Raw genomic sequence first — 22809 nt, 5'->3', positions numbered from 1 at the left:
GCACAAGTTTACAGGTATCTTTTGCTCTACTCGCACAAGTTTACAGGTATCTTTTTGCTCTACTCGCACAAGTTTACAGGTATCTTTTGCTCTACTCGCACAAGTTTACAGGTATCTTTTTGTTCTACTCGCACAAGTTTACAGGTATCTTGTTCTACTCGCACAAGTTTACAGGTATCTTTACAAAACATGAAAACCATCTAAAAAAATAAATGGTTTTCATAAAAGTTAAATAAACTTAGAATAGTATTGTGGTAATTCATTTAAAAAAATCTGATACCTTTCTCCTGGTTTTTCGTATCTATTTGCCTTATCAAAAATTACACAGCAATCAATATAAACCGTTTTTTTTGTATCTTCATCTAGATTAGAATTCTTTAACCACAAAATATAATTTTCTTTCAATTCTGGCTTAGGCATAGTTCTAATACTTGGATATCTTCTTAAATAAGCTTCATATAATGCATTTCTTAAATAATCTAGTCTTACACCTTCCCAAATAATAGTTTTCGATTCTTCGATAATATTATCAGAAAGATCACCGTTGTAAATTAACTTAATACCATAAAAATATTTTTGATTTGGTTTTTTAAACCATTCTATGGTAAATATATCTTTTAGATCATTATAGGATAATAAAGTTGCAAAAGCTTTGATTATTTTTTGTTTGACATAATCAGATCTATCACTATTAATATTAAGTCTATTTTTTACTTCAGTAAAATCTAATTCTACTGCTCTTGTTTTTTGGAAAAACATTTGATTTTTAAGATCACATAAATAGAGATACATTCCTTGCAAAGATTTCCCCATTGAGTTTGATAATGTTTTAATATTTGCATGAAAAAAAAGAAAGGAAATATTATCTATATAATCAGAATTTAATTCGTAATTATAAACTACTTTTGGTCTTGTTCTTCCCTTAATAGTCACCTTTTCAATTTTCTTTAAAAATTGAATTGAAGTAATTGATGTGACACTTTTATAGATTTCCTTTTTTCTTTTATAACTTTGATTATTTGAAAATGTGAAAACGTCGGTACTTAAACAATATAAAGCATTTTCTAATATAGTTTCAAAAATTTGATTACTATTCAAAGAATCAACATCAATATCAGGATTATTCTTTAAATCTCGAATATGTTTAGGGTTATCATGTTTTCTCCAAGCAAAATTACTTGGATCTAAATCTAATTCTTCACAAAACTTAATCGGATCAAGAGTTCCAAATCCGAAAAGATTATTCTGTTTTTCTTTAGCAAAATAAGATAAAAGTAAAACAAATAAACCTGTATCATCACTAGAGTATTGCTCTTTAAAAGTTAGATAATGGAAAGGTAAATTTTTATCCAATCTAACAGTCGGATTATACGGTAACATAACAGGTATCATTTGATTTGACTGTAAGGCATTTTCTTTCATTAATATTCCTATTAATAAGAATTTTAAAATTAATTTGTTTCATACGATAATTATTTTTTGGTTATTTTGAAGTACTTAAATCAATATTGTATATTTTTTAATGTTTCTCAAAAATACAAAAACCATATTAATAAGGCACATAGAATATTGATAAATATTGCAGTAGAAATAAAAAATAACAAACTGATTATAAAGAGATATAATTCATTTCCCTTTGAAAAAATGAATATAAACATTTAGCAAAGCTGGCGGGATTTTTGAATCAAAAATCATGACAGCTTTACTAAATTTTATAATGAAAATTAATAAATGGAATTATCACATTTTGATTCCAATATGTGATAATTTGATTTATAATTTTCATCCTAATTAGATATCGTTTGTGTGTGATTCAAGAGTTGTGGAGTGAAACGGAACGTATCTTGAATTACTAAACAGTTGATATCTAATTAATAAATCACTCTAAAACTTGGCGAAATTTTTATTAAAAATTGTGACAAGTTTTTATCCGATAAAATCAAACTAATAAAGGCGAATATCTCTAAACATAGAAGAAACTACACCTAATATCATAACATGATCAGTATCTGAAAGTTGAATTGATTTTTCATAATCTGGATTCAATGAAACTAACTTACGATTGTGTTTATCATACCGTTTAAATGTATACTTTTCATTATTGACTGAAACAATAATATCATCATTATGATTCGCTCTTAAGTCAGATCTAACAATTAATTTATCATGAAGTTGATAATATGGACACATTGATAAACCACCAACCTCTAAAATAAAAGTAGATTCAGGATGAGAAAGATAACGTTCATCTAAACTAATTCTGTCACCTACAAAATCTTCAGCAGGAGAGGGGAAACCTGCACTAACATTACCAAAAGCCTGAACATAATAATTTTCTCCATCAAACTGAAAAGGAATAAAAGAAAGATCATCATCTAATTTTATATTCTTATCAAATTTCATCATTAATCAACTTTTAATAGATCATTCCATTTTGTTGTATAACAAGGAGATAAACGTTCTTGTTTCATCTTCCAAGTTCTTTTTAAATCCTGTGAAGCCAATTTTGAAGTAGCAGAACCAAACTTACTATTAATTGAATCCATTGAACGCATTAAAGCAATATGCTTTGGGTTTTCGAAATCAAATAAGCTAAATTGTTTCTGCGATTCAGGTAAAATACCAGAAACAATTACACCGGCTCTTTTATATTGATATCCCTCTTTAAAAATTTGATTTAAAGCTAAAGTAGCATATTTAGATATAATAATACTTGATTGAGTTTCAAATGGAATTTTTAAGGTTATGGATCTTGAATATTGAGGAAAATCCTTTTTAAAAAAATTCGTTTGAACAAAAACAGTAACTAGATTACAATTAGAATGCTGCTTTCTAAGCTTTTCAGCAGAAGAAACAGCAAAAGTAGAAACTCTTTCCTTCAGATAGTCAAAACTAGCTGTCGTAATCTCAAAACTACGAGTAGTAGCAATACTCTTTTTAGTTTGAATTTCTCCAAGATCCAAAACAGAAATACCCAACAATTCTTTTTTTAATCTAAGTTCCACAATAGATAAATTTGATCGAATAAATTCATCTGAAAGTTGAACAAAATCAAAGGCTTTATTGACTCCTATTAATCGAAGACGTTTTGAAATTTGTCTACCAATGCCCCAAACATCATCAATATCTAACCATTTTAAAGCTTTAAAAATTTGATCTTCAGTTTCAATTTTAAAAACACCATTATGATGATTAGGAAATTTTTTAGCAATCCTATTCGCTACTTTAGCTAAAGCTTTTGTTGGTGCAATTCCAACACAAACAGGAATATGAGTATACTGCCAAATTTTATCTTTTAATTTTTGTCCATATTCAACAAGATTAAACCGATCAAAACCATTAAGTTTTAAAAAGCATTCATCAATTGAATAAATTTCAATATCAGGAGAAAATTCAGATAAAATAGTTGCAACTCGATTACTTAAATCTGCATACAACTGATAATTTGAAGAGAATACTTGTACTTTATTTTTAATAAATAAATCATTGTATTTAAATGCAGCTGCACCCATAGGAATACCTAAATCTTTTGCTTGATTTGAACGAGCAACAACACATCCATCATTATTAGATAAAACAACAATTGGAACCTCTGTAAGAGAAGGGTCAAATACACGATGACAACTCGCATAAAAATTATTACAATCTACAAGCATAAACATTATACAAATTTCGTAAAAATAAACGCTATAGGGTGTCGCCGAAACATAAAAAGTCAATAGTCAATAAATTTATCATTCTGATATATAGAACAAACAATATCAAATGAAATATATAATCAGAAGACTATTAGAATCCTTAATCGTAGATATAATTTGTTTAATTTATCCAGAGTATCAAACAGAAATCAAAGTAATTGAATTCATATATTATGTGATCCAAAGAAACATTAACATAATAAAAAATAGAGACAAAAGTCTCCAATATAAAACCAATTATTACTAATTGAATGTTCTAGTAAAATGAAAGTTTAAAAACTATTTTTTACTTTTTCTAAAATTTTCAGGTTCAATAAAAGACGAATCAGACCAAATTCCTAATTTTTTAACTTTTGCATTGAACTGAAAATCTAATAATTTTTGATTTGAAGAATACTTTCTATAAACAATTGCTAAACCATTTTTAACAAGTTCTTCAGATAAGTATTTATTACTATAATAAACTTTTGCAATTGATCTGCCATAACGATCTGTATCAATAATATTGATTTTAACGAGTTTATTATATACTTGAGAACTAGTGTAATTTTTGGCTTTAGTTCCAAAGTTTTGACCTTTCTCAGGACAATCAATTTCCGCCAATCGAACACGAATATTATTATTTGAAGCTAGATCTAAGACTTCAATAGTATCTCCATCTATAATCCCAACAACTTTATATGATTTAAGTTGTGCAAAAGAAAAAATAGACCAAAGGGAGAAAATAATAAGAATAAAATTTTTCATAAAAATAACAGGTTTTATGAGCCGAAAAAATGGCGAGTGTTTTTGTTTCAAAAACCTTGACAATTTTTCCTGCATATTACGAATTGAAAATAGAACCTCTGAAAATAGAGGTTCTATAAATAAATGAATTAGATAAGAAACTTAACAGCTTTTTTAGATAAACTTAAAGCAGATCTTAATTTTTTTGCTTGAGAAGCTTTATCATTGGTATTCAACCAACCTTTTAAGTATGCTACAGAATTTGAAAAAGTATCAAAAATATTAAAATCCATGCATAATAATAATGCACCCAATTCTGCTACAAGTTCTTCTTGTGCATATTCTTCGCTCTCAAATCTTTTAGTATCAAAACGATTTAAACGATTAGGATGACCAGTCCAATGAACAAATTCATGAAAAGTTGTAGAATAATATTCACGTTGTGAGATAAAAATTTCGTGTGTAGGTATCTGGACATAATCTAATAAAGGATTGTAAAGAGCTTTAACAGTAGGAAACCTTCTTAAATTCAATCCTTTTTGAATTTCTAATGAATTAATAAATAATTCGATTTCATCAATTGGAGAATAATCAATTGTCAAACTAATCTGATTATCTTCTAATCTAAATTTAGATAAATCTAGATCCTCTAAATTTGCTATATCTTGAAAATTAAAGACACGTTTCGGATCTAAAAACGTATAATAATTATATTGATTTTGTTCTTCTATAGAAAGTAACTTAAATAAATCTAAATCAATTCGTTTTCCTGTTTCTTTGTGTTTAATAGAATGACCAAAAAAATCAATTTTTATATGTTTTGAACCTTTTTTAAGTTTTCCTCCAACACTTTGAATTTGATTAAATGTAGCAAAATTAGGATTTGTATACCCTTTAAAAATAGAAACAAGGGTTAAGAAAAATTTATTAATACCTTGATAATATGATCCTTTGTTAGTAAATGGATTATAAGGATTAAATACTTTTAAATCCTTTGCAAAATTTTGCCATTGTTGCAGATCAGTTGAATCAAGCATTTCGATAATTGACTCAATAAAAAAATCATCCGATTTTTTAGCTGTGTTGATTACATTTGTTTTCATACGATAATTATTTTTTGGTTTTTAATTATACTTAAAGATACAAAAAATGAATAAAAAAAACAAGGCTAATCATTTGTTTTTCAATATTTTAAATCTATTTTCATTAAAAAAACAATAAGATTTATTGATATAAAAACTATTCTCCCTTTGCTTAAATTATTATAAAAATATTGACGTTGTATACTTAAACCTAGTTAGATTGAAAAACAAAAGAAATAAGGATTGAAGTGATATCCTTTTAAATAGAATTCTAAACAAAATATCAATATATATGGCTGTTTATCAGACGAAATATATTGATAAATTTTGTCGAATTATAGTTGAAAGATTTAACGAAAAGCCTGTCCGAAGGATTTCCAAAAAATAATTTATATAATGCTTAAAAAATCATTTGAACATCTAATAAATCATAGATATCTTCATAAAATACATATTGAATTTTGTAAATATGTTCATCATTCTCATTGTAATAAATAAGATTTCTAAAATCATCATATCTGAACCTTAATACATATGAATTGCTATCATTATAAATAGAAATAGGACACTTTAGATCATCATAATCAATATTCAATTTTCCATAAAGTTTAGATTCACAACGTGAAATTAGATCATCATTATTATACTCCCAAGATTCCTCATTATAATAAATTATTGCTGAATAAAACTCGTTATTTAGACTTTGAAAAAAAGTATCTTCTCTATCAAAAAAATACTTATAAAAATTATTTTTCTCCTCCTCGTTACTAAGTCCAACAAGATGATTTTCAATATTAAGAAGTATACCCTCTTTATTATACATTTCTTTTTTAATAATTACATTATCTTTTAATACCTGTTTAATAAAAATATGTTTCATAGTAAAAATTTAAAAAAGTGACAATTGGGAAGATAAGTTTGAATAAGAAAAATCAGAATCATAATCGAGAGTACCAGAATTCAAATAATTATACATTTTTTCGTGAGATTTAAATGCAATAGGCATTCTTCTATCATCTGGTTTAGAATTATGAATATCATACATAATACCTTTAGCACAAGTTGTTAAAATAGAATATTCATAGATATTTTTTTTATTCAGTTTATATATAGCAGCTAATGTGAAAATTTCATTATTAAAACCTAATTCGTATTTTTCATTTTTGAATTTTCCTAGATGTTTCCATTCATAAAATCCATCAACAATGATTAAACATCTATTTAAAATGAAATCTTTAAAAGGGTATTTACTATTCATCGTTTCTGATCTAGTATTAAGACGCAGAATATCATCATCAAATCCCCATTTGAACATTTCTAATTCTGTTAAATTTTTATTAGAAATTACAGGAGTTAAAGGTTTATCAAAACCATTAAAAGCTTCTGCATTTTGGAAATTTGATAAATTTGAAATACTCAAATCTAATTTAGATTCTATTTCATTTTTAGACTTACTAATTTTTATATGATAACACATTTAAACAATAATATTAATCAATTCTTCTTTTATAAACTCTTCGATCTCTTTAGTAGTAATCCCTATTGGAGCAAATTCAAAATACCATTTATTAAAAATATCTCTTTGCGCATTATTATAACCCTCATACTCATTTTTCTTCCATTGAATAAACTCAACCCAATCATCGATATCTTGATTAAAGGGATTATGTAGCATAAATAAAAGATCTGGTAAAGAATTAATAAAAAATTCACTCAAATCAGATGGTTCAATCGAATAAAATATATAATCTTCTACAAAATAGATTAAATGAATATTAGTAGAAAATCTATTATTAAATTCCTGAAGATTCAAAGAAACCATTTTGATATTATCTAAATGTTCCTGATCTAACAAACTTACACCTTCAATTGTAATAAAAGGATAATCAAACATTATTTTATAAAATTAAATTTTATTCAAACTCTAAATAGTGTGGATACGTCACATCTTCGTAGACTAAATTAGTAAAAAACTAATATAGACTTATGATCATGAAAAAGACCAAAGAAATCCAAAATTATTTAACTTATATTAAAAAAATACAAGTTTTAAAATATGCTAAAGAATATGGAAATAATGCTATAGCTTATAAATTTTATGGCGTTAAAAAAAGTACGTTTTACAAATGGAAAAAAGCGTATGAAGAACATGGAGAAGAAGGTTTACTTAGAAAAAAACCAATTCCTCGTACTTTTCCTAACCAAATTAAGCAAGAGATTGTAAATAATGTACTAGAGCTTCGAAAAGAGTATAAATTAGGGACTTGGCGAATTAAGTGGTATTTAGAACGTTATCATGATATTCAGATATCAGAATCAAGTGTTTATCGTATTCTAAAGCGTAATAATGTTACTAGGTTAGACAGAAAAGTAACTAGAAGAGCTATGCATAGTATAAGATATGAAAAAGAAACGCCTGGTCATCATGTACAAGTTGATGTTAAATTTCTAATTTTCCATGATGTAAATGGTAATAAAATCAAGCGATTTCAATATACAGCGATTGATGATGCTACTCGAATTAGAGCACTTAAAATCTATGAAAAACATAATCAATTAAGCTCTATTGATTTCATAAATTATGTTGTAGAAAAATTTCCCTTCAGAATTAATACAATTCAAACAGATAACGGACATGAATTTCAATCAAAATTTCATTGGCATATTCAAGATTTAGGTATGATACACCGATTTATAAAGGTAGGTACACCTCAGTTGAATGGGAAAGTTGAACGATCTCATTTAACAGATAAAAAAGAATTTTACCAGCTTTTAAATTACACAGATGATGTGGATTTAAATCAAAAATTAGAGCAATGGGAAAACTTTTATAATTTCAATAGACCTCATGGTTCATTTAAAGGAAAAACACCCTATGAAATACTAAAATCTAAACTAAAATAATTATATTTAAAGTCTACCAGGTGATGAAGTACGACATGTATAGACCAATATCTAATGAGATTGAGCGTCGTTACAATGTTCAGCACGAATCACCACAAATTTTAATAATAAAAGACGGAAAGTGTGTGTATAATGCATCACATCGTAAAATAAAAAATGAAGAAATTCAAAAGCAACTAGATCAACTGGTTAATTTGTAGTATTTTAAGAATAACCTTCTTTATATTTAAAAATTTCCATTTTTAACCGAAAGTATAATTCCCTTTTAGGACTTAATTCTGAATATCTTCTAACTTTTTTTGATATAAGATTAAAAAATGGTCAATAATCATAGCCTAGTTTCTTACTAGCATTATCCATTTTTTTTATTTGCTTATCTCACAGCATCGTCTGTGGAAAATGATAATTTTATGTCTATAACTGCATTATTATTAAAATGTATAAAAAAATTCTACTTGGTTAATCCAAGTAGAATTTTATACTTACATAGTTTATGGTACAATGTCTAAATAAAGTAAATTTTTTAATACCCTTTATTTTGTGTAAATACATTCGAAGCATCAATTGTTGCTTGTGGAATCGGGTAAATTCTTCTTGTAGGAGCAGTTACTGATTTTGCAGTCCTTGCTTCTTCAAATTTTCCGAAACGAATTAATTGTTTTCTTCTTACTAATTCCCAATATGTTTCGAAAGCAATTTCTTTTACTAAAGTAGTCTCATCAAGAGAAGTGATTGCAATACCTGGCGCATTACCAAATAAAGCTTCTCTCGTTCTACTAGTTCTTAGAATATTAATATCTGCTAATGCTGCACTTGTATTTCCTTTACGGAAATAAGCTTCAGCTCGCAATGTATAAATTCCACCTAAACGAAACAAAGAAATATTTACACTACCATTTCCATTGTTTCCAAAACTAGGATCAAACTCATATTTAAATACACGCGCTCCTCTGTTAATTTGATTTTGAGAAAGTACAGCTTGTAAAGGATTATCAAAGTTATATTCTGGAGTAAAATTAACAAGTAAATTGGTGTTTTTTTCCATTTTTAGTTGATTTACTTTTATACGTCCATTTACCATCTCAAAAGATCCATTCGCTAAAATAGTTGGACCATATTGAACACCTGCTTGAATACCTCTATTAAAATGAAACCAAGGTTTTCCCGTACCTTCTACTAAACTTGTAGCAGGAACACTAACATCAGTTCCATCATTCATAAACCAAGTTCCATCTTCATATTGGTAATGTCTGTGAAAACGAGGGTCTTCATGATTTCCATCCCAACTGTGGTAAAACTCTGGTGTCGTTCCTGTAGCATTAGTTCCTCTATTATCTGGAGAAGGTTTTTGTGCACGTTCAACAGGCATATATGCAAAACTGTTTGAACTGTTTCTTAAACTATTTGCAGTTGCTTTTTGTACTACCGCAAATATTAATTCTGTACCGTCATCATTACTAATATCAAAATTACGGAAGAAATTAGATTCTAACTTAAAACGTCCTGAATTGATTATATTTGAAGAATATTCAATTACTTTATCCATATCAGAAACACCACCACTAACAGCACTCTCATTAAAATCGAAAGTGTTGGAGTATCTATTTTTTAAAACAGCTCTGTTCATGTACATATCAGCTAATAAAGCATAAGCTGCTTGTTTAGTGAATCTTCCCATATGTGTAGATTGCTCTCCAATATTTGCTAAATTTGGTATGATACCTTCTACTTCTGTAATTAATTCATCAATGGCTACATCTGCTTTTCTTACCACAATTTCTGCATTTACATCCATTGGATCTCTATATGGAGCTTGTCCGTATAAGTCTAATGTATGATAAGTATAAAATGCTAATAAACCTTTTGCTTCAGCTAAAAATAATTGTTTGTTAGTAACACTACTTTTCTCTATTGCTTGTATTGCTGTTAAAGATTTTGTTATTCCGAAATTTAAATTATCCCAAGCTGATTTTATTTGAGGATTTGAAGCGTCCCAAGTAAACTCAGATAATGCTCTCCATTTTCCACCATCTCCCCAGTCACTTCCTCGTGTAGGTAAAATTGCTTCATCAGTAGAGTATTCTTGTAAACCGAAAACATTTCCGTGATCTACGAAAGTTCCGTCTCCTAATTGTCCATAGGCTGCGGCAATTGCGTTTTCTGGACTTGGTGATTCTGATCCTAATCTTTCATCAACTACTTGCTCTTCTAAATCTGTACAACTTAAAATGCTCACAGAAAGTAATGCGAAAAATAGATAAGATATTTTTATTGTTTTTAATTTCATGATAATAAATTCTGGTATTAAAATTTTAAAGTTGCTCCAACCATAAATGTTTTCGCAGATGGGTAAGTTGCATAATCAATTCCTAATGATTGATTTCCTGATACAGCTTTTGATGTGTCAATCAATGGATCATATCCACTGTAATTTGTGATTGTCCATAAGTTTTGAGCGCTTACATATAAGTTTAAACTTTTTACCCATTTTAATTGCTCAACTCCAAAATTATATCCTAAACGAACATTATTTAAACGTAAGAAATCTGACTTCTCTAAATAAAGTGATGATAATTGCGGTAAATTTTCAGCACTTGCTCCAGAAGTGTAAAAATCTCTTAACAAGTTACGGTCTGATGCTAAATTGTTAATATTTAAATTGAGATTAGTATTATTGACTAAATATCCTCCTGCTTGACCAATAAAAGAGAATGCAAAATCAAACCTTTTATAACGCATATAACTATTAAGCCCGTATGTTACTTTTGGAAGTGGACCTTCGAAAATTTGTCTATCTTCAGTTCCTACTGAACCATTACCATCAGTATCTTCATATATGTATTTACCTTGCTCGTCAATTCCTAAATATTTTAGCATATAAAATGATCCTGCTTGGTATCCATTTTTATAAACATTGGCATAAACACCTGACATTCCTGGACCAGAAATTGCTCCTGAATATATTTCGGAAACTGGTAAGTCTTTTACTTTATTTGATAATGTTGCTGCATTTACGTCTAATGACCACGTAAAATCCTTTTGATCGATAATTTGAGAACCTAAAGTCAATTCAAATCCTTTATTTTCTATTTTTCCATCTACATTTTGCCAAATAGTACTCGTTGGACTTAATGGCCCAGAAGGAATATTTAAAATCGGATCTAAAGTTGTTTTATTATAGTATTCTAACGACCCATATAATTTACTGTTGAATAAACTAAAATCAACTCCAAAATTTGTTTGTTCAACAACCTCCCATTTCAAATCAGGGTTTGCAGTTCTGTTTACCATTACTCCGTTAATCAAATCATTTTGATTATATAACCAATATCCCGCAGAAGAAGATAATGATGAACTCGCTTGCGTTAATTTATTCTGAACTTCTTGGTTACCTGTCTGTCCCCAACTTGCTCTTAATTTTAATTCATTTACAACAGAAGAACCTCTTAAAAATTCTTCTTTATTAATGGCCCAAGCAACTGCTAAAGATGGGAAATAGCCATATTTATTATTTTTTCCAAAACGAGTAGAACCATCCGCGCGTAAAGATGCTGTAAATAAATAGCGACTATCGTAGTTATAATTTACACGTCCAAAGTAAGACTGTAATTCATTTTCTTGTGCGTAACCAGGACTTGGAATAAATGCAGTTCCAGAATAACCAGGATTATTCTCTGGTGCAACACCACTTCCTTGTTCTGCAATATTAGTCAAGCCAAAATAAGTTCCTGAAAATTTAAATTTTTGGTAAGAAAAACCTGCTAATAAATTGATATTATGTCTGTTGAATGTTTTGTCAAAAGTTAAATAATGCTCAACTAAAGTACTCAACGATTCTAAATTACTTTGCGTGTACATTCCTCTCGGCGTTCTATCAGTAATGTTTGGATACATCGTTGTATTACGTTCCGAAGTTGATCTGTCAATACCGTAATTTAATTTATAATTTAATCCAGGAAGAATACGTAAAGTAGCTTCAACATTTCCTAAAACTCTAAATGTATTTGTATGATCATTATACTTACTCAATAAATACATTGGGTTGTAATGAGCGTTCATGTTGAAATTTGTGTAATCACCATTTTTATCAAAAACAGAACGTGTAGGATTAGCCATTAAGGCATGAATAACCAACTGTCCATCTGAACCAGCATTTGAACCATTTGGTAAACCGGTTTCTCTAATATCACTAGCTGTTAAATTGAATTTAACTTTTAAACGTTGATCGTCTAAGAAAGATTCTTCTGCATTTAAACGAGCTGTAGTTCTTCTGAAATTACTTGTTTCAATAATTCCATCTTGATCCATATGAGAAATTGATGCATAGTAGCTTCCTGTATTCGTTTTCTTAGAAAATGAAAAGGCATGATTTTGAGAAGTTGCTGAACGAAACAATACATCTTGCCAATCTGTATTTCCACCATGATCGTAAGAAGGATCTACGGCGTTTCTATACTCATCAGCATTCATCAAGTCTAATTTTTTAATCACATTCGAAACACCGAAGTAAGTATCATACGTAAAAAGTGCATCACCTTTTTTTCCTTGTTTCGTTGTAATTAAAACAACACCATTAGAACCTCTTGCTCCATAGATTGCTGAGGCAGAAGCATCTTTAAGAACAGTTATCGATTCTATATCACTTGTGTTTAGAAAGTTTAATGGATTTTTTGCGCTTGAACTTCCTAAACCAACATTGGGTCCACCAGAACTTACATTTTCATTGCTTAACGGCACACCATCTACAACAAATAAAGGTGTACTACCACTTCGAATAGATCCAACTCCACGAATAGAAACATTCATTCCAGCGCCTGGTTCTCCACTTGTTTGCACAACACGAACACCAGCTACTTTTCCTTGGATTAAGTTATCCACAGAAATGTTCATTCCTTCTTTAAATTGTTCAGATTTTAATTGACTTACAGATCCTGTTAGATCAGATTTTTTCTGAGTACCATATCCAACCAACGTTACTTCTTGTAAAGCATGTTCATCAGAAATACTTGTTTCACTCGAAATATGGATTGTCATTTCTGCCGAATCAATTACAACTTTCTGAATGGTAAATCCTTCTAATTGTACAGTTAAAGTTTGTCCAACCTCTGCCTCAATAGAAAATAAACCGTTCTCATCTGTTATTACTTCTTTTCCAGTTTCTACGATAATAACTTTTGCGCCCGAAACAGCAAATCCGTTCTCGTCTTGTACAATTCCTTTTACAGTAGCATCTGCTGCTTGTATTCCGAAATTAGAATTGTCGTTTAAAACCTTTGCTTCCGCCTTGTTACAATACAAGAAAACAAATGCCAAAGGAATTAGTTTTTTCAGTTTAAAATGTTTAATTTTATGGTACATATTATTAAGTAAAGTATCACATTTACGATGCTTAACTTAGATTCCACTGTTGTTGTCGCAGCAGTGGTTTTTGTTAAGCTAGCTGTTGATTTGTTTTTCGGAATACAAAGTAAGCCTCTACTCTTTAAAAACACTTTAATTTAAAATCATCAAAACATTACCATAAGGTAAAATAATCGATTACATTCCTGAAAATCAAACAGAAAATTTACAATACTATAAAACAGACTTAACAATAACTAAAAATTGTTTGAGAATAAACAATGTAATTTCGGTTCTTATAAAAATTAGAGCAATGAAAAAGACCATTTTATTTAGTTTATACTTACTTCCTTTTAGTTTTTCTTTGGCGCAAACACAAACTTTAGAAGATTTAAAAATCAATGAAATTCAAGTTATTGGTTCGCATAACTCTTATAAGAAAGCTATATTACCAGAGGTTTATAACTATTTATCAGAAAGAGATTCTATGAATTTTTTACCAAGAATTCAGTACGAACATATTCCAATTCCTCAACAATTAGATTTAGGTTTACGAAATCTAGAAATTGATGTTTACGCAGATAGTAAAGGAGGAAAATATGCGCATCCTAAAATTTTAGATTTTGTAAAAACAACTCAGCCTTTCGATCCTGACAAAAAAATGAATAAACCAGGTTATAAAATGATCCATATAACTGATATCGATTATATGACATGGTATTATACACTTGAAGATTGTTTAAAAGATTTAAAAAAGTGGTCTGATGCAAATCCTAATCATACACCTGTATTTATTACATTAGAGCCAAAAGATGGCAAAGAAAATGAATTTAAAACAGAGCCTGAACATTACACAGAAAAATTATTTGATGATTTGGATAATGAATTGAGAAAATATTTAGGAAAAAATAAAATCATCACTCCAGATGATATAAGGGGTTCTTACAAAACTTTAAACGAAGCCATTACCAAAGGAAATTGGCCTAAAGTAAAAGATGTGAAAGGGAAATTTATTTTTGTATTAGATAATAATGGAGCAAACCGAGATTTATATGCAAAAGGACATCCTTCTTTAAAAAACAGAATGATTTTTACAAATTCAACTCCAGGAACAGCAGAATCTGCTATAGTATTTAGAAATGACCCTGAGAAAACAGATGAAATTAAAAATTTAGTAAAACAAGGTTACATTGTCCGCACAAGAGCAGATGCTGATACGATGGAAGCTAGAAGTGAAGACTATTCTCGTTTTGAAAATGCGAAAAAAAGTGGTGCTCAAATCATCACAACAGATTATTATCAACCAAGTAAATTATTCAAATCTAATTTCAAAATTAGTTTCGATGATAATACTTACGAAAGAAAAAATCCTGTTGTAGGAAAGTAAATGATCTTTTTTATATAAGATGTATTGAAATAAAATCCTTGTCAAGTTTCAAAATTTTGACAAGGATTATTCGTTAATCTAAAATCGTAATTTAAAACACAACCTTATCACTGTTTTTCGTTCGTTGAATGAGCTTTTATTGCTTATATATTTTTGATTCTTTTTTCTTTAAAATCAATTTCAAAATGATTTGAAGGTTCACCATTCGATAAATGTGAAAGTATTTTAAACAACATTTTCAATTGTAAGATAAATTGATCTTTCGATTGATTCTCTGCAAATAATTCTTCCAGCACTTTATATTGTTCCAATCGCTCTTTCGGAATATCTCTTTTCGCCAATTCATCTGCCGACTGAAATTTATAGAGATCAAGAATTAAATCGTCAAATGTCCATTTTTTATAATTTTTAGACTGAATTATTTTTCTATTTATTCCTTTGTAACCTAAAAGTAGCAAATCTTCTCCATTCAAGTTTTGTCCTTTTTCTATAAAATCATTCGGCCAATCATTCGGAATCATTCGTAAACGAACTAATTCTTTTAGATGAAAAAGCATTAATTCTCTGTACGATTTAGTTTTCAAAATATCTTTGTTCCAATTTAATTTATTGCTGTCTTTTTGTAAAGCTAAAAACTCTTTTTCATATAATGGAAATAATTCATTAAAACGAGGTACATCATCTAAGATTTGTGTTTCAATTTCCATCTTATCAGCTGATTTTATTGTCAAAATTTTATAAGCCGGAATGTAAGCTGCTAAAGAAGGTACTTGAATATTTACTAAAAAATTGTTTTCTGTTTTTCTACTTCCTGTATCATTAATATGCATATGACCAGCAAAATGAATTTTAATTCCTGCTTCTGAGAAAACTTTTGCAACCTCTTCTTGTGGAACACGTTCCAATTGCCATTTTTGATCTCCCAATAATTTTTCTATTTCTGAAGATGCACCATCATTAAAATCAATCATAGGGTAGTGTGTAAAAGCAATTAGTGTTTTGCTTTTTCTTTTTGCTTCAGCAGTAATATTTTTTACCCATTCTATCAAGTGTTTTTTGTTTGTCAAAACATTGTTATAACCAATACTTGCACCTTTATAATTAGAAGGATTAGATGAATTTTCGTTTAAATTCTTTGGAATATAGGTATTACCATCAATGGCCAATAGCCAAACGTCTTTTATCGGTTCGACAACATAACTTAGGTCAGGAACCGAAAATCCTTTTTCGACTTCATACATCCTTTTAGTATAGTCAGCTGTTATTAAGGCATCATCAAAAGAATAAGAGGAAATTAGATTTTTATTAAATGGTGTACTCCAAAATAAATCATCTTTTTGCGGATAAAATCCAAAATCTTTCAATTCGTTTAAAATTTCTAAATATCCCGACTCAGCAATGTCTTTTGTATAAATTCTTGAAGGTTTTTCTCCTATCATTTCTTTACTATAAATTCCAAATGGTTTTCCATTTTCTCCCATAAAGTCATCTTTTCCTGCATCTTTCCTGAATGGACCTACGGGATCATGATTACCTGTTGTTAAGTAAAATTTCATGTTATATTTGCATTTATACTCTTCCAAAATTTTATGTAAACCTCTGAGATTATATGCTTGCCCATCATCTGAAAAATCGCCTGGCATTGCTACAATTTTTATATTTTTTGATACAATATCATCTAGTGCTACAATAAATGCAAAATAGTTTTCATTAAAAATCCTTGTCGAGTGCAATTGAGATTCCATCGTTCTCAAGATCGTTGCTTTTCCTGTTTTCGGATTGATAATTCCTTTAAAATCATTATCCGAAAAGTTGCCATACAAATCTTGAAAATGAACATCAGAAAGAAAGGCTACTTTAACTTCTTTTTGTTGTGCATTCAATATAGAAAAGAGAAGAATTAAGATAAATAAAATTTGTTTTTTCATGTGTGTAAAACAGCAAAACTAACGTAATATTAAATTCGTTTTATTTGAAATGAAATTTATAACGATAAGTTAATTTGAGTTTTTAGAAATAAGTTTTAATGTTAAAGTCAAAATGACAAAATTTATTTCTGAAAATGATTTAAGTTCTAAGTAATAAGTTTTGAGGATGTAATTCTGCACGTTGAGAGATTCAGTGCCCGTGTTCAGAATGACAGAAAAGAATTACTACCACAGATATACATAGAACTGATATGAAAAAAGAAGAGATAAATCTTTTAATATAGAAGTAGATTTTCAGTTTACTGAATTATTCAATCTTTAGAAAAAAAATAGAAAACCTATTTTTCTATTGTGTTTAAAGAAGCATTTTGATATTACTCTATACCTCAAAATAACAACAGATTGAGATTCTATTTACCAATAATTTAATTAAATCCCACCATATCGTACAAAACTACCTAAAATTAACATCAGTATACTAATAGTTGTTACGGCTATGATATGAAATGTCATCAGAGGAAGTTTTGAATAATCTGATTTTAGACGAGGAAGCACATAAAACTGAGCGCTTATAGCCAATAAGACAATCATAGCAAGGCCTATGAGTTTTTGCGAGACAACACGTTCGATCGGATTTTCGAAATGAAACCAATCACTGATTTTGATGGTATAAATATAGGACATTCTTACTCCTGTAATGACCATGATTAATAAAGCAGGCAGTCCAATACGTTCGTATTTACTTTCAAAAGAAAATAACTTTTCTACTGATTTTTCTTTCCATACTTGCGGTAAAATAACTAAACTTAATATAATATGACCACCTACCCATATTGTAGCGCCTATTAAATGAAAGATTAATAATAAATGTAATTCGTGCATATTTGTTAAGTTAACAGTATTTGGATTTAAGATTTTATACGAGTTTGTTATTTACAACATCATCGTGTTCTTTCCTATGACCTTATTTCACTAAAATCAATTGACTATTTTCTAAAGCCTCTAACTTATGTATAACATTAGGTTCGATAGTTATATAATCACTAGAGCTTAACTCTATTGTTTGGTCATTTTCATCAGAATACACCACTTTTCCAGTAACACATAAAAGCAGAGCAGCTATTTTTGTGGTATGCTCTTTTAAAATATTATTTTCCAATAATTGAATTGATGTTACATTACTCGATTCTCCTTTGAAAATACTTACCGCACTGACACCCTTATCATTCGCATGAATGCTATTTAAACATGACAATTTATCCATCGTGAATTATTTTATCATCTAAATTTATTTCAAATCCATCAAATATTCTACTCAATTCTATGTATATTTTCTTATTTATATTCATTAATGATTAATCATTATAGATTGCTTCTAAAGAGGTTGTTTCGTGTTATTCTCTTTATTTTTATGTTATCAGCAGTAGTAGTTTAATTTTTGATAAAAATTCAGGAGAATTGATATATACGCATGATCCAAAGGATAAAAACTTTGGAGAAAAAGTTGTTAGAGCAAACTATGATATAGATGTCTGATCAATTTTAGATTACCTACAAAATATTCGTTTTTTTTTGTAAGCTTAATTTGTGCTTTTCTACGAGTAACAGGTTTTATGACATGATGGAGAAGAAGGAAAAGAAGGAAAAAAACATAAGTGTTATATTACTTCAATTTTAATCCATCTAACTAATAACTCTTGAGGGTTTAAATTTCGAATGATGGTCATTTTTGAGTTGATTTGATTGCCCAAAACATGAATAATGGTTGTAAAAATAATCTTGCTAAACGCTTTTGATCCGTATCTAGACCAAATCCATTTCTATGATTTTTATATTGAGCCCAATTTCCAGGAAATACAGCAGTGAAAAAAACAGCTGTTATTTTTCCAACAAACTCTTTTTTTTCTTTTGGAGCTAAAATAACAGCGCTTCCTAAAGCAATTTCGGAAATTCCTGAATATACCACAGTATCATCTTTATCTAAGGGCACCCAATTAGGAACTTGAGCTTTAAACTCTTTTCTCGCAATTGTTAAATGGGTAATACCCGCTACCACTAAAAAAGCACCTAGGCTATAACGAGCTATATTTTGTTTCGTTTTCTTTTTCATAATTATATTTATTTAATATTTACCATTCAATTAGATTAGATATTCTTTCTGATTGTAGTTATAAAATTTACTTTTTGATTATTTAGTTGGTCGATCAAAACCAAAGGTTTCTAAGCGACTATCTTTTTGGTTAAGAATGATATTTTTTAAAACTTGAGCTGCAACCATCGAAAATGTAATTCCATTTCCTCCATAACCTAATGCAAATAATGTTCGATCACCTTTTTTCCATGGTCCCATATAAGGTAAACCATCATTTGTGGAGCTAAAAGTTCCGCACCAAGCCATTTCGGTATTGAATTCAATTTCTGGATATAATCGACTAAATTTACGTTCAAGAGTTTTGATTTTTGTTCGAAGTAAATCATCTCTTTTATCAGGATTTTGAAAATCTTCATCTTCACCACCAACGATCAATCGATTATCTTTTGTTGTTCGCATATAAAGATATGGTTCTGCTGTCTCCCATATTAAGCTACGATTTGGCCAAACCATTTTTTCATCAATGGGAGCCGAACAAATCGCGTAAGTAGATAATAAATTCATTACTTTTTTAGGTAGAAATTGACCTGCTTCAAAACCAGTTGCAACAATTACATACTTGCACGAAATAGTATGTCCATGCTCCGTCAATAGTTCGCAATTGTTTTTATTTTCGTTTATTTTTTCCACTTTTGTATGGGTGAAAATCTGTAATTGATGTTTTTCTTGATGATACTTTAATAAATTGATAGCGCCTTTATATGCATCCATCTGAGCAGAAGTATCATTTTGCAATGCTGCAATTCCATCAATATTTTGGTAAGTTTTCAATTGCTTAGCATCTAAATACTTCACAGGCAAACCGACTTCTGTTCTTATTGCATATTCTTCGTCTAACAATTTTACACCGTGCTGATTACTCGCTAATAAAACTGTAGGAACACGAGTAAAATCAGCATCAATATTAGTTTTTTTGAATATATTTTCTATATCTGTAATAGATTCCAAGCAATTGAAATAAGCATCAATAGCAATTTTTTCGGGAACAATATTTATTAATTTACTTAATGGGGTATCAATTTCGTATTGCAATTGAGCAGTACTTGCTGCAGAACTTCCTGTAGAAATTGTTCGTTTATCGATAAGAGCACATTCTATACCTGCTTCACATAATTCGTGCGCAACTAAAGCTCCTGTAATTCCAGATCCTATGATGGCAACATCTATTTTATAATTTTTGCGAAGAGGATGATATAAGTCGAAAAATTCGTTTTTAACAATCCAAAAAGGTAATCCAGAATGTAAATCCATATTATTTAGTTGTGTGGTTTAAAAAACATACACTAAAATCGAGCCAATAATTTATTTATCAATTGTTTATCCGAATAAATAATCATATAAAATCTTTAAAATTCTGATTAATGGCTTGATGCTTACAGTGAAATAATCAATACAATTACAAAAAATTATTTATTATGGCGAAAATTAAATATAAAAGATTATACCATACATTATATAGATTAGGTAATAAAATGGATCAGTTAGTAATTTTTTTTACATGCTTTTAACTGAGCTAAGTTTTACGAAGTACGAGAACTCGAAGAACCAAAGTTCATGAATTTAGAAAGGAGCAAGGAACTTTTTTAGATTGTTAAATTAATTAAAAAACAAAAGCAAAAAGCTTTTGGTGAATTAAATAGAGTAGAAGTTCAATTCTCCCTTCAACCACCTTCAACTAAATCAGTTGTTGCACAGTTCAAAAAAAAACCTCCTTAAAATCCTTTTTAAAGAGGTTACTATTTATATTATTTTTTGTGCCTAAAATCGAAGTTGTGCACAGGTTGTAAGCTTCCCCAAAATTAGTGTCATTTATAATTATAGTTTATAAATTTATAAAACTATGAAGAACAGTAAATATTCGGAAGTTCAGATTATCAAGATCTTATCTGAACAAAATTTTGGAAAAACGGTCAATGAAATTTGTCGTGATCATGGAATTAGTCAACCTACTTTTTATAATTGGAAGAGTAAATATGGTGGGTTGGACGTTCAACACCTCACTAAAATGAAGGAAATGGAGAAAGAACTCTCTCAGTACAAAAAGATTGTAGCAGAACTAACGCTAGAAAATGTTGTGATGAAAGATGTGATTTCAAAAAAGCTTTAACGCCTTCTGAGAAACGAGAACTGGTCACTTATTGCAGCTCACAATACGCAATGAGTACTCGTAAGGCGTGTAAAGTTTTCCTCATTTCCAGTTCGGTTTATTTTTATAAAAAGAAACCCAATAATGAGGATGATAAAATTAGGGAAGAATTAGTTTTGCTTTCAGAACAGCACTACACATGGGGATTTTGGATGATGTATCACAGGCTGAGAAATCGTGGATTTGGATGGAATCATAAACGAGTTTACAGAATCTATACCTCTCTGAAATTAAATCTTAGAAGTAAACGTAAAAAACGTCTTCCAGCAAGAGTAAAAGAGCCTTTATTGCGACCAATTTACCCAAATGTAACTTGGAGTATGGATTTTATGCACGACACCTTAGAGTCTGGTAAAAAAGTAAGAAGTTTGAATATTATAGATGACTTTAATAGAGAAATTTTAACCATTACAATTGACACAAGTTTACCTTCATCAAAGGTCATTTCACAGCTAAAGCAACTTGTAGAATGGCGAGGAAAACCTGATAAAATAAGAGTAGATAATGGACCAGAATTTATTGCAGAAAAATTAAAAATTTGGTGTCTATCAAATCAGATTGTTCTACAATATATTCAACCAGGAAAACCAACTCAAAACTCATTAGTAGAAAGATTTAACAGAACTTTTCGAACAGAATTTTTAAACGTTGGCTTCAAACCAAAAATGGGGCAAGATGTCCACTAGGTTTTATATTTAATTGATTTTTAGTGAATTAATTTTAATCATGTCAAAAGGTGGTATATCTAGGTCAATTATAAAATCATACTCTCCATGCATATTAACGTGCTGCCAAGTCATTATTGAACTGCTTTTCATTAATTCTATGTTTTTCTGTACTTCATCTTCCTCTTCAATTTCAGATAATTTATTTGATATAAAAAGGTAATTCCACAAGATGATTGCATTTTGGATCAAATGCCTACATGCTACTACAATTTCTTGTTCTTCTTTAGTTTCATATTTAAACTCCTGATTATTTCCAAAAAAGACAGCTTTAGCAAATAAGTGTGAAAGTTCAATTTTATTTAATTGCTTTTCAATATTTTGTCGTAGATGGGTCTCATCGAAATATCTTAATAAAAAAATAGTTTTATGAATTCGTCCTATTTCTTTTATTGCTTTGTGAAGAGGATGTTGTTTTGCATATGAACTTAATCTCTTTAAAATAATAGAAGCTTTTGTTTCTCCCAATTTAATTGAACATAATAACCTTAGAATATTTTCCCATTGATCTGATATCATTGATTCATCAATATACATACTCTTTGATGGAAGAATTTTGTAGCCTTTATTTTCATATATGTTTCTTGGAACCTCCTTAAAAGTATATAATAGCTGGTCATTATAGTTTTTAATTCTTGGAGCGAATAAAATCCCCAACGAATTACATTGGATATCCCCCTAAATTTTCCAGTATAAGTTAAGCTACATATTTTAAAAATTG

The 22809-nt window shown here is 29.0% G+C and carries 21 protein-coding genes; 5 read left to right on the top strand and 16 right to left on the bottom strand.

Features of this window, described 5'->3' with window-relative positions:
- Positions 1-228: 228 nt before the first annotated feature.
- The 8 genes from RSC72_RS13005 to RSC72_RS12970 all read right to left on the bottom strand — a co-directional run bounded on the left by RSC72_RS13005 (position 229) and on the right by RSC72_RS12970 (position 7400).
- Positions 229-1422, bottom strand: a complete 1194-nt coding sequence (locus RSC72_RS13005; protein WP_332578546.1) for a hypothetical protein — start codon at positions 1420-1422, stop codon at positions 229-231.
- A 522-nt stretch (positions 1423-1944) separates the two neighbouring features.
- Positions 1945-2406, bottom strand: coding sequence for a LexA family protein (locus RSC72_RS13000; protein WP_332578545.1), 462 nt, complete (start codon positions 2404-2406; stop codon positions 1945-1947).
- Complete coding sequence (locus RSC72_RS12995) at positions 2406-3656, bottom strand: Y-family DNA polymerase (protein WP_332578544.1); 1251 nt, start codon at positions 3654-3656, stop codon at positions 2406-2408. Before RSC72_RS12995 ends, RSC72_RS13000 begins: the two co-directional genes overlap by 1 nt.
- A gap of 321 nt (positions 3657-3977) precedes the next feature.
- On the bottom strand, positions 3978-4445 hold the full coding sequence (locus tag RSC72_RS12990) for a thermonuclease family protein (RefSeq protein WP_332578543.1): 468 nt from the start codon (positions 4443-4445) through the stop codon (positions 3978-3980).
- Between the two features lie 128 nt (positions 4446-4573).
- Positions 4574-5527 (bottom strand): zincin-like metallopeptidase domain-containing protein, encoded by a 954-nt coding sequence (locus RSC72_RS12985; protein ID WP_332578542.1) that lies wholly within the window; start codon positions 5525-5527, stop codon positions 4574-4576.
- A 379-nt stretch (positions 5528-5906) separates the two neighbouring features.
- Positions 5907-6386 (bottom strand): hypothetical protein, encoded by a 480-nt coding sequence (locus tag RSC72_RS12980; protein WP_332578541.1) that lies wholly within the window; start codon positions 6384-6386, stop codon positions 5907-5909.
- Positions 6387-6395: 9 nt separating this feature from the next.
- Positions 6396-6983, bottom strand: a complete 588-nt coding sequence (locus tag RSC72_RS12975; RefSeq protein ID WP_332578540.1) for an SOS response-associated peptidase family protein — start codon at positions 6981-6983, stop codon at positions 6396-6398.
- On the bottom strand, positions 6984-7400 hold the full coding sequence (locus tag RSC72_RS12970) for a hypothetical protein (RefSeq protein ID WP_332578539.1): 417 nt from the start codon (positions 7398-7400) through the stop codon (positions 6984-6986).
- A gap of 98 nt (positions 7401-7498) precedes the next feature.
- On the opposite strand from RSC72_RS12970, the gene RSC72_RS12965 reads away from it, so the two are divergent.
- Together RSC72_RS12965 and RSC72_RS12960 are read left to right on the top strand one after the other, a co-directional pair.
- Positions 7499-8410: an IS481 family transposase gene (locus RSC72_RS12965; protein WP_332578538.1), complete on the top strand. Its 912-nt coding sequence runs from the start codon at positions 7499-7501 to the stop codon at positions 8408-8410.
- Positions 8411-8433: 23 nt separating this feature from the next.
- On the top strand, positions 8434-8610 hold the full coding sequence (locus RSC72_RS12960; RefSeq protein ID WP_332578561.1) for a monothiol bacilliredoxin BrxC family protein: 177 nt from the start codon (positions 8434-8436) through the stop codon (positions 8608-8610).
- A gap of 323 nt (positions 8611-8933) precedes the next feature.
- Here the strand turns inward: RSC72_RS12960 and RSC72_RS12955 are convergent, their stop codons facing one another.
- Both RSC72_RS12955 and RSC72_RS12950 read right to left on the bottom strand, forming a co-directional pair.
- Positions 8934-10697, bottom strand: coding sequence for a RagB/SusD family nutrient uptake outer membrane protein (locus tag RSC72_RS12955; protein ID WP_332578537.1), 1764 nt, complete (start codon positions 10695-10697; stop codon positions 8934-8936).
- A 17-nt stretch (positions 10698-10714) separates the two neighbouring features.
- Entirely contained in the window at positions 10715-13768 is a 3054-nt protein-coding gene (locus RSC72_RS12950) for a SusC/RagA family TonB-linked outer membrane protein (protein WP_332578536.1), read from the bottom strand.
- Positions 13769-14063: 295 nt separating this feature from the next.
- Here RSC72_RS12950 and RSC72_RS12945 point away from each other — a divergent pair, with 295 nt between their 5' ends.
- Positions 14064-15137 (top strand): phosphatidylinositol-specific phospholipase C1-like protein, encoded by a 1074-nt coding sequence (locus tag RSC72_RS12945; RefSeq protein ID WP_291073751.1) that lies wholly within the window; start codon positions 14064-14066, stop codon positions 15135-15137.
- A 143-nt stretch (positions 15138-15280) separates the two neighbouring features.
- Here the strand turns inward: RSC72_RS12945 and RSC72_RS12940 are convergent, their stop codons facing one another.
- From RSC72_RS12940 to RSC72_RS12920, 5 genes are all read right to left on the bottom strand, one after another.
- Positions 15281-17065 carry a metallophosphoesterase family protein gene (locus tag RSC72_RS12940; protein ID WP_332578535.1) on the bottom strand — a complete coding sequence of 595 codons (1785 nt, stop codon included), beginning with the start codon at positions 17063-17065 and terminating at the stop codon, positions 15281-15283.
- 429 nt (positions 17066-17494) lie between these two features.
- Positions 17495-17947, bottom strand: coding sequence for a copper resistance protein CopD (locus tag RSC72_RS12935; protein WP_332578534.1), 453 nt, complete (start codon positions 17945-17947; stop codon positions 17495-17497).
- An 82-nt stretch (positions 17948-18029) separates the two neighbouring features.
- Positions 18030-18329: a hypothetical protein gene (locus tag RSC72_RS12930; RefSeq protein WP_180906456.1), complete on the bottom strand. Its 300-nt coding sequence runs from the start codon at positions 18327-18329 to the stop codon at positions 18030-18032.
- Between the two features lie 459 nt (positions 18330-18788).
- Positions 18789-19175: a DoxX family protein gene (locus tag RSC72_RS12925; RefSeq protein ID WP_332578533.1), complete on the bottom strand. Its 387-nt coding sequence runs from the start codon at positions 19173-19175 to the stop codon at positions 18789-18791.
- A 78-nt stretch (positions 19176-19253) separates the two neighbouring features.
- On the bottom strand, positions 19254-20468 hold the full coding sequence (locus tag RSC72_RS12920) for an NAD(P)/FAD-dependent oxidoreductase (protein WP_332578532.1): 1215 nt from the start codon (positions 20466-20468) through the stop codon (positions 19254-19256).
- 589 nt (positions 20469-21057) lie between these two features.
- Here RSC72_RS12920 and RSC72_RS12915 point away from each other — a divergent pair.
- Both RSC72_RS12915 and RSC72_RS12910 read left to right on the top strand, forming a co-directional pair.
- Positions 21058-21324, top strand: a complete 267-nt coding sequence (locus tag RSC72_RS12915) for a transposase (protein WP_114998212.1) — start codon at positions 21058-21060, stop codon at positions 21322-21324.
- A gap of 20 nt (positions 21325-21344) precedes the next feature.
- Positions 21345-22049 carry an IS3 family transposase gene (locus tag RSC72_RS12910; RefSeq protein ID WP_332578560.1) on the top strand — a complete coding sequence of 235 codons (705 nt, stop codon included), beginning with the start codon at positions 21345-21347 and terminating at the stop codon, positions 22047-22049.
- A 9-nt stretch (positions 22050-22058) separates the two neighbouring features.
- Here RSC72_RS12910 and RSC72_RS12905 read toward each other — a convergent pair whose 3' ends face one another.
- On the bottom strand, positions 22059-22745 hold the full coding sequence (locus RSC72_RS12905) for a Tn3 family transposase (protein ID WP_332578531.1): 687 nt from the start codon (positions 22743-22745) through the stop codon (positions 22059-22061).
- Positions 22746-22809 lie beyond the last annotated feature (64 nt).

Source organism: Algoriella sp., assembly GCF_036647415.1.
Classification (GTDB): domain Bacteria; phylum Bacteroidota; class Bacteroidia; order Flavobacteriales; family Weeksellaceae; genus Empedobacter.
The sequence above is the reverse complement of the archived record's forward strand: the minus strand, read 5'-3'. Positions and strand labels throughout refer to the sequence as shown.